Source organism: Leeuwenhoekiella palythoae (assembly GCF_900130045.1).
GTDB classification, from domain to species: Bacteria; Bacteroidota; Bacteroidia; order Flavobacteriales; family Flavobacteriaceae; genus Leeuwenhoekiella; species Leeuwenhoekiella palythoae.
This window is the reverse complement of record NZ_FQXT01000002.1, coordinates 687,870-700,951: the sequence shown is the minus strand read 5'-3', so window position 1 is coordinate 700,951 and position 13,082 is coordinate 687,870. Positions and strand designations below refer to the sequence as shown.

The following is a 13,082-nucleotide window of genomic DNA, read 5'->3' as shown; positions in this document are numbered from 1 at the left end:
GTCGTTATTTCATAGTTTTCACTCAATAAATAAATTCAAAAAAAGCTTTTACAACGCCGTAATATCTAGTGAAAATTATTAATTCCTTTATCAAAATTTCCGCTCAACAAAGTTGGGTTGCTCCTCTTCCTTTTGGTTAAAAAGTCGATCCAATAATTCTTTAGTGGGTTTGGTTTGTTCCGTTTCTATTCTTCGCAATATAGCTTCTACCCCATCCATTCGTTTATTAATTAGTGTCTCCAATCGCTGTTTAGAATCATCAAAGGGCTCAAATGGATTGATGGAATTCTGCTCAAAAAAGTCTAAAATAGCATCTAAGGTTTCGGTATAATTCGCATCATTTGCTAAGGCGTACTTTTTAAAACGCTTCACTGTTTCGGTGTGAAAATTTATTCGGGAAAATCGTTTAGGCATCACTAGGTTTTTAAAGATTAGGATAATCAATCGCCCTATTTATAAGGGTTTTGAAGCGTTTCACGAAAAATCGCTACAAAGCAGTTATTTTCAACACTTTGCAAAGTTTAAACAACTCACTTAAAGACAGTTAATTACAAATAAAAATGAGCTATATAACCTCGCGCAGCGGGTTATCCTCTTGCTTCTCATTTTTGTCCGCTTCGCTACTCAAAATGATAACTTGTACACCCTAAGTTATCAATTAAAATCCGCATTAATTTTGATGTCAAATGCTTTCAAATTTTATGGAGAATCAAAACCATTTACTTGGTATATCTGGAGCGTTTTCTTGAAGTTTGATAGAAAAACAGAAGCTCCAAATCAGATAGATTTCAATATCCGCTCAAACGAAAAATAGCTGCTTCTAAGCATCCATTTACTTTCCATAGCGCCATCGCGTTTCCTTTTCGATTACCTCCATTTAAAATTAAGTTTTGAGGAAAGCTTTTATAAAAAGAGCGACAACGGAGCCTGGTTATGCAAAGCGGCTCAAACTAAATTTTAGTTCTTTCAAGAAAAAGAAATGAGCGTTTGAAAAAAGTGTGTTGGTAGAATTTTGAGTTTGACTCAGTCTCTTTTTGAGCAATCATTTTATTGTGCACTTGTATCAAGCGAACGTAATCCCTTTTTCCGGGATTGGGTTCAAGATTTTTTTGAATGAACCGCATTTACCGAAATGAAGCCTTTTTGCGGAATGAAGGGAAATGGGGTGAAGAATTACGGATCTAAAATTCTATTCTATAGATCCAATAAAATCAAGTTTCTCAATTCTGTTTTTTGCCCATTGGATTACTTGCTCTTTATCACTATCAACTAATCGATTATTTTCAAGCACCAGTATAAATTCCTTCAGATTTTCAACACGTTTCCATTGATCCGCTAATTGTAAAAGCTTTTCAAATTTTTGATCCTCTTCAATCCTTTTCCGTTTTAAAGCTTCAGCCTTTTCTGATTCGACTTTATTTCTTCGGTTTTTTACATCACGATATATAGACTCTGCACGTTCTTTCTTGGCTAAATATTCAAGTCTAGCAATAATGTCAGAAATTTTATGCTCTAGAGTTAGGGTCTTTTGGTCTTGCCATTCTTTACCGCTCCAGCTATCAATTTTTAAAGCAAGTTTTCCTGTAGGTATATAATCAGATCCCCAACCATCACTTCTAGGAACCCGTTTATTAACCTCACGAAGACTAAACGGATAGGACACCCCGTAAATACAAATTTCATAGTGGTAGTTCCGGATTTCGAAATGGTGTCCTCGCAATCTTAGATTTTTAATCAAGTAATCTATAAATCGCAGTGCACGAGCCTCTTGTTCTTTGGAGGTGTTAATAGAAATTGTAGGATTGTCATAACTGCTCAGGTATTGACCTCGCTTACGTGCCTTTTTTCGCTCTTCTGTTATCCTCAAATAGTCTTCGACCAACCTATCTGGTTTACTGAGTCTTTGAGACACATTTAGATCTAAGCTTTGATCCTCTTCTATTTCTTTTTTTATGTGTTTTTCTAAAGCCTTTCCTCTTAAATAGATCCAGGAATAAGGATCTTGTTCTTCATTAATAGCTCCCCAAATAATACGTTCATCATCAGGGTTAGGCAATTCTGGCTGAGCTGCTTGTTTGCCAAATTTTAATTTCAACCAATAATTAGATGGGGGTCGAGGTATATCGTGTTTTTTACAAAGCGCTACTATTGTATGGTAGTCAATCTCCAGCTCCTCTGTTATTTTGGTTAAGGGCTTAGACCAAACTAATTCATAAAACTTCTTACGAGTATAATGATCCATTTTACGCTTGTTCAACAATTCGAAGTTTTAAAATAAAGAATGAATGAGCCTGAAATCATTCGATTGAAGTTTAATAAACTATTTCAAGAATCTTACAAAAAATTGTTTATTCTTCAATTTTCAATAGGCAATTATTCATCCAAATTTTCAGGGTATAAGATTAAAGTCGCTTGATTCTTTGTAGTCAAATATTCTTTTAGTTTTTTACTAGCCTCACTAGTAGTCAATGAATTCAACTGTTTTTTATATTGTTTCAACCTATTTAAATCAAGATCATAATCATAACTATTTTTAATATAACTAAGCCAAAAATTATTATTCCTAAGGTTTAGTTCATGTTGCCTTAGTTCTTGTGCCTTAAATTTATTTAGGTCTTCTAAACTCACACCCGATTTGATAATTTTTCCTATTTCCTCTTTTGCTGCTGCAATTAAGCTTTCTGCTCTTGAGGAAGCACAGCTAAAAGAAATCGAAAGAGAATAATAAGGTTTAGGAATTCTGCTAAGGCTTAATCCTATAGAAGGGCTATAAACTCCAGCCTCTTTCTCTCTTAGCCTTTTTAAAATTTTATCCTCTAAAATTATCTTAGTTGCTTGAAGGGCCTTGATATTCAAATCTGAATACTTAAATAAATCATGATAGATTAAAACTACAGTTGCCTTATCCTCTAATCCTTTATAAAGCTTTTTCTCTACCTCACCTTGTAAAGCACCAATCCCTACATCCTTGTATGATTCTTTAATTCCTGAATCAGGAAGAGCTCCTAAATACTTTTGAATTAACGGTGTTATTTTTTCAATATCAAAATTACCTACAAAAACAAAGGTAAAGTCACCCGCATCATCAAATCGGTCCTTGAAAAAGGATAAAGCTTGTTGATGGTCCGCTTCATCTAACTCTTTTACAGTTAACGGTTTAACCCAAGAACTCTCCCCTTGCATTACTTTTGTCACTGTATCTTGAAATACCGCGATGGGGTTTATTGTTTTCGCTTTAAGTGAAACTTCATAGTTCTGCTTGAAGGTTGCAAATACCGTAGTATCAAATTTAGGCTGTGTCAAATAAAGATAAGTGAGTTCCAACGTTTGTTCAATGTCCTCTTGATTGGAAGCACCGCTTATACCTTCGGAGTATGTACTTATAAATGGTCGGATACTTATTGTTTTACCAGCAAGCATCTTTTGAACCTGGGTGGCATTGAACTTAGATATTCCTGAAGCAGGAATAATATTATCTGCAATTTTTGCTGCAGGAAGATATTCAGAATTTGCTAAAGAGGTTCCTCCTGCGCTAAAACCAGTAAATAGTATCTGATCATTTTTAAAATCTGTGGGTTTTAAGATAACTTTTAACCCATTTTCTAAGATAATTTCCTTTGCACCTATAGCATCTAACGTTTCTTCAGATCTGATAGAACTTTGAGGAAGCTTCTGTTCTAATAATGCCCCTTCAATTACATCATCTGTGTAAGCGTTTAACTGTTCAAACTCTCCATTAACCCATTCTTTTAGAGTTTCTTCATCAGGTAAAATATTTGCATCTGATGATGAAGCTTGCAAAAAAATAATCTGATTTTCGTCAGAGACCCATTCCTTTATAATCGAATTTAAATCCTCAACCGATATTTCATTTAATTTTTCATTGTAGAAAGAATGTGTAAAGTCAATACTTAAAATTGGTTCATCCTTTAGAAAATGATTCACATAGGTGTTTACATAAGATTCAGAAGGAATTTTATCCTTTTCTGCGAAGGTATTGTTAATGGAGGTTAAAAAATTTTCACGCACCCGTTGCCATTCTGTAACATTGAATCCATATCGTTCTGCTCGCTCCAACTCTTGCATTACCGCTTTCACTGCTTTCTTTATAGTAGATGCATCCTTAGCAACCACTTGTATATTAAATGCATCTAGCCCCCCAATTCCTCCTTGATAACCTCCATATTTCATACTAGCATTGAGAAATGGAGCATTCCCCTTTTGTATAATTTCGCGTATTCGTGCTCCTAACATAGCATTTACAGCACTCCTTTTTATCGCCTGTAAAAAATCAGCCTCTGTTTTTAATGGTTTTGAACGATGTTTATATACTACTGAGACAACATTATAGGAAAACTCTGGATCAGTTACTATTTTAACCTTTGAATTCTGATTATTTGGAATAGTATAATCCTTAGGGTAATTCCTTAAGTTTTTAGAACGTATTTCTCCAAAGTACTTTTTAATATAAGATTCAGCCTGATCTGTTTCTATATCACCAACCACTACTACAGCCTGAAGGTAGGGCTGATACCAAGTGTTATAAAAATCCCTTAATTGACTCGTTTTAAAATTTTTGATATTTTCTATTTTTCCAATAGGAATACGTTCTAGAAATCGTGAATCTTCTAAAAGAACCGGTAATAACTGTTTACTTAAGCGTTCATTTACATTCTTCCCACGTTGGCGCTCCTCTTCTATAATAATTCCGCGCTCACTTTCTATATCTTCCTCATTTAATAACATTTTGCTTGACCAATCCGAAAGAATCTTAAATCCGGACTCTAATAATATATTATCATCAGTTGGTAAGGGTAATTTATAAACCGTTTGATCAAAACCGGTATGTGCATTGAGATCTGCTCCAAAACGGACACCTGCACTTTGTAAATAATCAATAAGCTCATTTTTAGGAAAATGTTCTGTACCATTAAAGGCCATATGCTCAGTAAAATGTGCTAGCCCTGATTGTTCATCGGTCTCCTGAAGAGATCCAGCTTTTAAGACAAGGTATAAATAAGCTCTATTATTTGGCTCATCATTTTCTTTAATGTAGTATGTTAGACCATTATCAAGACTATCCATTAGAACCTCCTGATCCAACGGCAAAGTTTTCTCATTATTAGTTTCTTGAGCCTCTAAAACATTCGGCAAACTCAAGATAAGAAATAAGGCCTTAAGGATAATATTTTTCATTTTTTTAATTTCTTTTACGCTTAATTAATAACAGAAGTGCAATCACAGCAATAAATCCTGGAAAAAGTCCCATATAAACACCCTTTATCCATAATATTCCTGTACGATTTACTTTGATAGATTTATCTATAGCACTTGGCCTAGAACTTGAGAAGGGATATTTATCATCGTTAAGCCATTTAAATAAGCCCATTGTAAAAATAGAGTTACGTGTATTCAAATTATTACGTGCCATCTCTGCGTTACTCATAAAGTCGGCATCGGAGACAATCACTATTTTCTGATTATTGCCATTTTGCTTTCGTGTTATGGCTATTGCTAATGGTAACTCTACTTTCGAATTTCTTTCCGGATTAAATGTTACTTGTTCCTTTTCCAAATCAAAATCTTCTGTTTCACTCCATACCCTATTGGGATTACTTTTAAGTAGTGTTTTTATTTGATAACTCGCAGTAGAATCCTTTATGATCAATCCCGAAGCAGTTGGCATACTCACAATAAAATTGTCTCGAAATCGGATTCCGATATCACTGACTTCTTTTGTGTACTGCGCCTGAATTAAATCTGCTTCATAATCCTCACTTTCTTCTAAAAGAACACCAGGCTTAACTCCTAAACCTAAAGTATCTAATATAGAATTTAAATAAGGTGAATTTGGTTCGATAGCCAAGAGCATATTTCTCCCTGATGCAATATAGTTTTGTAGTATATCTAATTCTTTCTCATTATACGCAGCTCTTGGATCTGCAACAACCAGAGCTTCAACATCTTCTGGAATTGCAGCTACAGATTCAAGATTGATCGCCTTAGGCTTGAACCCTTGATTCACCATAGAACCCCTAATATTTGTCCCATTTGTAAAAATTTTATAGTCAGCGCTTTCAACACTTGTAATATCCCTCTCTCCATTGGATTCTGCAAAACCTATAACAGAAGGCCCATACAAAAGCCTCTTAATCGCAACTGAAATCTCTTTTTCATTTGGATACACTAATAAATCATCAAACATCCTTAATGGTGTCGTTTTTCCTTTATAAGAGATAAATCTTACGAGTCTATTTTGTTCTGGAAGCAAATCAATTTTTGATCTAATTTGCTTAGGACTTAGAACTTCATCGAAATTGAATTTATGAGCAGAAGCTGCTGTTTTAGCTTTCTGCAAAAGAGTCTTTGTTGTATCCGTCTTGTATGGAAGCGTATCATAATAAGAAATATAGGGCATTTCCATCTCTGGAATGAATCTGCGGTATTGATCAAAATGATGTAAATCATTTATCCTGTTCAAAGGACTTCCTTGTTTAGCACTATAATGTACCAAATTCACATATGTTGTAATTGTTATAGGTTCTTCTAGTTCCTCAATAAGTTCAATAGAGCTTTCAGTTAATGTGCGATCATCAAAGCGCGTTGAATCGAAGTAAAAAGTAAAAACAGGTCGTGAAGATAAATATCCCACAATAGTAACAACTAGAATAAGTAAACCATACCTGCTCCATTTTGCAAAACCTTTTTTAAGATTTCTCTCATCCTTAAGTTTTAAAATAGTAAAGCTTATGAACATTAGAATCACCAAAATAAAATAGATAATATCCTTACTAATAATAAGACCATTTACCATATTCTCAGACCTACCAGAAATAGCAAACCAATAGGTTAGATCCCTAACAAAATCATACTGCTGCCCAACGCCTCCAATAAAATTGAGAACCGCCAACACAGCCAAAGTACTTACGGCAGCGACTACCTGATAATTCGTAAGACTTGACATAAATAATCCAATTGCGGAATATGCACAGATTAATAAGAATACCCCTAAGATACCTCCCAGAACAAAAACTATATCCAAACCAGTTATCGAATAGTAAGCCGTTATAATAAATGTTGCAAGAACCAAACAAAGTAGAAAGGCATATCCGACCATAGAAAGATATTTACCCAAAGCTATCTGCACTACTGTTACGGGTGAAGAATATAGTAATTTTATAGAACCACTACTGGTTTCTCTACTCATCAGCCCCATAGTCAAAATAGGGATGTAAAGATAAAGAGTGCCTTGTATTTTTGCCAAAACACCATCTTCTCCAGCAAATAGAGCCTTGGTCATTACTGGTAAAGCCCTACCTAATTGTTGTCGTGTTTCCTGATCATAAAGCATTTCCGCATATATGACTCCAGATTGGATAATAAATAATATTAATACTAACCACGCGATAGGAGAATAAAACATAATGCTTAACTCTAATCGGGCTATTTTCAAAATCTTTTTCATGAGTTCCTTTTCAAGTAATATCTAAGTTCTTATGCCTTTCCTGAAAGTTGAGCAAATACTCCATCTAGATCTGTTTTTTCTAAATATATCTCTTTTAGATCCCAACCTTTTTCAACACTTTTATGAATGAGGGTCTGAGTGATATGATCTGCATTCGAGAATCGTAAACGGATTTTATTGGAGTTAATAATTTCAACTTTTTCAATATGTGGTACATTTAGCAACTCTTCTTTACTAGGCAAGACCTCCCCCTCCATAATAAGAGAGTTTGGCGCTATATAATTATTAAAGGCATACATAGAATCTGAAAAAACGATCGTTCCTTGTTCAATCATTACAATATGATCACAAGTTGCTTGAACTTCAGATAAAATATGGGTAGATAAAATTACAGCGCGATCTTCAGCAATTTCTTTAATCAATTTTCTAACCTCCTGTATTTGATTGGGATCAAGACCATTAGTAGGCTCGTCGAGAACTACCAATTTAGGGTTATGAATAATTGCTTGAGCAAGTCCTACCCGTTGTTGATATCCCCCCGATAAATTTCGGAGCACTCGTTTACTAAAATGACTTATTCCACATTTAGCTTTAGCTCGCTCTAATGCATCTGGTATCTCGACCTTAGGTATAGACCTCAGATGCGCACAATGCGTAAGATATTCATCTACAGTTAGTTCTATGTGCAGTGGTGCTTTTTGAGGCAAAAAACCAATTAACTTTTTTGCCTCAACAGGCTTTGACCGCATATTAATACCGTCGATAAAGGCATTGCCTTCTGTTTGATTAATTACTCCACAGAGAATATTCATAGTAGTAGATTTACCGGCACCATTTGAACCTAAAAGACCAAGAATCCCTCTATTAAAAACCTCAAAATTTATATCACGAATTGCCCAGTCTCTACTGTACTTATGAGATAGGTTTTCAACCTTTGCTATTACCTTATTCATTTTTATTGTCTTTTTCTTTTAATTAATAACCCAATCCCCCAAATACCTAAAACTACAGGCAGGATAATCGTAAAAAACAGTTGCAGAAATTGTATCCCCTTTTGATTAATTGTCACTGTATTGTCAATTGTTTCCTTTCTTGTCACATCAATAGGAAACCTATCGTTACTCAACCATCGAAAAAGCTGCTTTGTAAATGCACTATTTCTATTGGTAAGATTAAAACGACGTATTTCTCCATTACTCATAAAATCAGCATCTCCCGAAATTATAATTCGTTGGCTTTTTTTGTTTAATTGACGACTCATTGCCACAGCAAGTTGAGGTTCTATTTTTTTATTCTCCTCATAACTGAGAGAGTCACTCTTAATATCTAATGGCAAGTTCTCTTGCCATACTTTTGAATATTTAGGTTTTAAAATAGATGTGATCTCAAAATTTGTATCTGACAGAATTTTAATTCCTGTGGTTCCACTGAAGCTTATTACATCTTTTTCTTCCATATTAATTCCAAGCAACTTAGATTCTTGTGTTACTTCAGTCTGAACTAAATCCGGCTCAAATTTCTCTGACTCTTGCAGTAAAATGCCCTCGTCGAACTCAACTCCTAAGTACCTTAAGAATGGATCAAGCATTTGGTTTTTTCCTGGTTCTCCCGCGATTAAAGCATTTCCGCCACGATCCAAAAATTTTTTCACTTGAAGTATCTGATTTTCTGAGTAAGGTATTAAGGGATCAGCAATAACAAGAACATCTAGAGAATCCAATTCTTTGGAAGATTTATCCAAGTCTATTATATCCATATCGAAACCGTGATTTACTAATGCTGATCTATTTTGTAAAGCACTAGTTAACTCATAATAGGATTTATCCGCAGCCCTAGTAATATCGCGTTCTCCATTCCCATTTAAAAAACCTACTCGCACCGGATTTTCTAATAATCGTTTTATCGCAGCTGCTATTTCAGGTTCTTGTGGATAACCAATCTGATCGTAGAACATACGTAAACTTGTAGTTTTACCCTTATACCCCACCTTCCTAACAAAGAAGTTGTTCTCATCTCTAAGATCTACTCTAGAGCGTATTTCTTGAGGGCTTAAAACTTTATTAAAATCATAACCGTAGGCAACTGCTGATTTTCTGGCCTCCTTTTCAAAAGAATCAATAGTTGCATCACGAGAAGTATAGGTGGAGTCGTAATAAGCAATATAGGAAATATCAATTTCAGGAATAAAACGAGTAAACTTACTAAACTGATTAAATTCAAATATTCTGTATTTAGGGGCCCCTATGTGTGCATATCCATTGAGTACATTAACATATGTAGTTAAAGTTATAGGCTCTTCTAATCGATTAATAAGTTGCAGAGTAGTATCTGTTAACGTTTTCCTTTTGAAACGGGTTGTATCATAATACACATCTAAAAGGGGCAATGAACTAACATAACCAACAATTAAAACACCAACAATTAATATTGTATATGAGGAAAATTTAGTTGCTTGCGAAGTCTGCTTTCTACCTTTATCAAAACGCATAACGGTCAAGGATAAGAACAACCCGATAATAAGTAAAAAATAGATAAGGTCTTTAGAGCTAACTAACCCATTTATAAAGTTATCGGCTCTTCCTGCAATAGATATCCAGTAAGTAATATCTCTAACAAAATCTATACTCTGCCCTATTGTACCAACATAATTTAGTGCAGCTAATACAGCTAGTGTACTTATGGCAGCAACGACCTGATAAGAAGTAAGGCTTGACATAAACAGACCTATACTACTATAAGCACAAAGCAACAGATAAAGGCCTAATACACCCCCTAATAAGTATTGCACATCAAGATTATCAATGCTAAAAGCTGCGGCAATTATTATTAATAGTAGCACACCAACTAGAAGTAAGCCATAAAAAGCCATAGCCAAGAACTTTCCTAATATGATTTGCCTACTGGTCACAGGAGAAGAGAACAAGAGTTTGATTGATCCACTTTGGAGCTCCTTGCTAATTAACCCCATAGTCAAGAGTGGAATATATAAATAGAGTTTATTTTGAACTGAACTAAAGAACCCTTTATTTCCTCCAAAAACATCCTCTGATAATGACTTTAAATTAGACCCTAGCTGCTGGCTGGTCTCTCTAGCGTCTATTAAATCGACAAAAGTAAGTCCACATTGAAGAATAAATAAGATGAGTACTAACCAAGCAATTGGAGAGAAAAAGAGTATATTCAATTCAACTTTGGCTATTTTATAAATCTTTTGCATAAGACAAAAAAAGCTTGTACTGCAGATATTTCTATCTACGGCATCATTAAAAAATAAAGGGTTCTCCTTATCCTTTGAAAAGAAAAGGAGAGTGCCCTAGCTAATACAAATTAAAACTGACTGGTTAAAGCTGTAACCTGATCAAATCCTTCCCATATTTGAATATTATCTACATCTACGTTTCCAACACCTGTATTTATAAGAGGCATGAGATAAACTCGTCCTTCATTTTCATCATAAGTTGATGCTAAAAGAGCTCTATTATTTAATGGTAAATAATCTGATCCAAATGGATAATCTGCATCTTGATAAATTTGAAGGGTAGTAAATCGTTCACCCTCACTTAAAGTATAACGTTCCTGTATAGTAGCTGTTGCAGTGGAATAAAGAACAGCGTATAATTTTGTATCTGTAGTATAATATAAAATTCTCTGATTATCCACAAACACAAAGAACTTTGCATTTTGAATCTCTGGTGCTTCCGATAAATCATAGTATCCAATCGCTGAAGGTGGAATAACATCAGGATAAACACTTTCGCCACTATCGAATATATATAACCCAACGTCTCCGCTGTTTTCGTCCTTTAAAAGATGTCTAAAATTTCCATCAGTTCCTACACTTGCTGCTAAATTGATTTTATCATCCACAGTTGATGGATTGAACGCACCATCATTTGAATTAGGCATGGCGTACATATTGCTGTCCCCAAATTGAGTTATTGAAGGCTGGTATACAAATTCATCTACTTCTTCATCATAAAACATAATGGTTACAGGCGGGGATTGCACTGTCTTTCCAGCAATTATACCAGGGACGGTAAATTCAGAATCAAAGGCTACACCGAATTTTTGAGATGCCCCAAAATAAGTAGCGGTAAGGTTTCCATTATTAATGAAAAGACTCCCTTGATTTACCTGTCCTAAAGCTTGAGGACTGTAAACAGGTCTATCTACGTAAAATAATTCTCCATTTGTACCACCTAATGTAAAGTCGACCGTATTTATTTTGTAGATCGAATTATCGGTAATTCCTAATACAGCATCTTGACCATAAATTGAGTAGTATTTAAGCTGTTTAGTTACTCCGTTAATCGTCCCATCATTTAAGGAGCTATACACATTGTACTTTACATCTAAACCATCAAAATCTGATGTCACCTGTTCACTCATTATATGACTTAAGTCTGTTGACATACCATCGGAAGTTGTAGCCACTACAATACCTTGTCCAATATTATTTAATACTTTCAATGGCCAAGCCATAATATAGTCAATATCAGTTTGAGTATCAGTAACAGTCAATATCAATTCATGGTTTCTAATTGCGTCTGTAGGTCTATAAGCTATTGGGGCATCCAAATTCTTATCATTACTCAATATGTCAAAAATAGTATCTGTAGGTGCGATATTTATTTTCCACTCAAAGGCCAGGTTTTCTTCATTCCCAGCATAGACCACATTGGGCTCAACAACTAGATTATCAAATTGAAATACTGTGAGTTCACTATTCCCTGTGGTATCGATAACTACACCATCTATTGTATTAATATCGAAACCACTGTTGTCTTCAAAACAAGACTGTGCTACTATCGTAAGTAATAGCGCATAGGTTATTCTTAAAATTATTCTCATTGCTTTATTTGTTAAATAAGTTATATCGAAAATTTAATGCTTAATATACCGGAAGGATTTCCTCCCCTGCATTTGGCCCATCATCATGAACTAAAGGTTCTCCAGGATGCTCCGCATTATAAGCTCTAATATAATCCCCATAAGCCCTACCTAAAGCCTGAGCACCGGTAGGACCAACCTCTCTATAGTCTGCTAATGAAAAAGTGGTCATTCCTGTTACTTCAATGAAAATGCGGTAAGCACGACTGCTGGGATATGCTGTAAAAAAATATCTAAAATAAGTCCACGCTGGAATGACTATTTTATTAGTCCAAATTAATTTAGTCTGATTGCTTTCTTCAGCACCAGCAACAAAATCATCAGAGGAAACTATCAAAAGTTTAATAGCTACAGAGCTTTCATCAAGTGCAGGACTTTTCCTTACTTCAACCTTCAGATTTCCACTAAAGCTGCCAGAAGGAATGATTCCTTCAACAATTTCATATTGACTTTCTGAAGCTGTAGTTTCAGGATCGTTAAGAACTTCTACGTTAAAAAACCGGTCATAAGAAGTTGAATCCCCTGTAACAAAAACTGGAATTTCTACGATATGCTCATCCGCTGGTTCCTGTATAAAAGAATATTGAGTAGAATCGTTTATAAAATTTATAGCAGGTGCAGTCGAGAAACCAGTCAACTCATCCTTTTCACATGAGCTAAGTACTATTATAAATACCAAGCTAAATATTAATTTAAAGATTTTCATAATGTTAAAAGTTTATGGAGT

Annotated in this window: 8 protein-coding genes; all 8 read right to left on the bottom strand. The window is 34.7% G+C overall.

Annotated features, from left to right (window positions below):
• Window positions 1-90 precede the first annotated feature (90 nt).
• The gene (locus tag BUA96_RS06585; RefSeq protein ID WP_072981513.1) at window positions 91-414 is read right to left on the bottom strand and encodes a BfmA/BtgA family mobilization protein; all 324 of its coding nucleotides are present in this window, start codon (window positions 412-414) and stop codon (window positions 91-93) included.
• Between the two features lie 775 nt (window positions 415-1,189).
• Window positions 1,190-2,242, bottom strand: a complete 1,053-nt coding sequence (locus tag BUA96_RS06580; RefSeq protein ID WP_072981511.1) for a hypothetical protein — start codon at window positions 2,240-2,242, stop codon at window positions 1,190-1,192.
• A gap of 131 nt (window positions 2,243-2,373) precedes the next feature.
• Window positions 2,374-5,196 carry a M16 family metallopeptidase gene (locus BUA96_RS06575; RefSeq protein WP_072981509.1) on the bottom strand — a complete coding sequence of 941 codons (2,823 nt, stop codon included), beginning with the start codon at window positions 5,194-5,196 and terminating at the stop codon, window positions 2,374-2,376.
• 4 nt (window positions 5,197-5,200) lie between these two features.
• Window positions 5,201-7,465 carry a Gldg family protein gene (locus BUA96_RS06570; protein WP_072981507.1) on the bottom strand — a complete coding sequence of 755 codons (2,265 nt, stop codon included), beginning with the start codon at window positions 7,463-7,465 and terminating at the stop codon, window positions 5,201-5,203.
• Window positions 7,466-7,494: 29 nt separating this feature from the next.
• Entirely contained in the window at window positions 7,495-8,418 is a 924-nt protein-coding gene (locus BUA96_RS06565) for an ABC transporter ATP-binding protein (RefSeq protein WP_072981505.1), read from the bottom strand.
• A 2-nt stretch (window positions 8,419-8,420) separates the two neighbouring features.
• A complete protein-coding gene (locus BUA96_RS06560; RefSeq protein WP_072981501.1) occupies window positions 8,421-10,682 on the bottom strand; it encodes a Gldg family protein in 2,262 nt (753 codons plus the stop codon).
• Between the two features lie 110 nt (window positions 10,683-10,792).
• Entirely contained in the window at window positions 10,793-12,316 is a 1,524-nt protein-coding gene (locus BUA96_RS06555; RefSeq protein ID WP_072981499.1) for a PKD-like family lipoprotein, read from the bottom strand.
• 40 nt (window positions 12,317-12,356) lie between these two features.
• Window positions 12,357-13,061, bottom strand: a complete 705-nt coding sequence (locus BUA96_RS06550) for a DUF4843 domain-containing protein (protein ID WP_072981497.1) — start codon at window positions 13,059-13,061, stop codon at window positions 12,357-12,359.
• Window positions 13,062-13,082 lie beyond the last annotated feature (21 nt).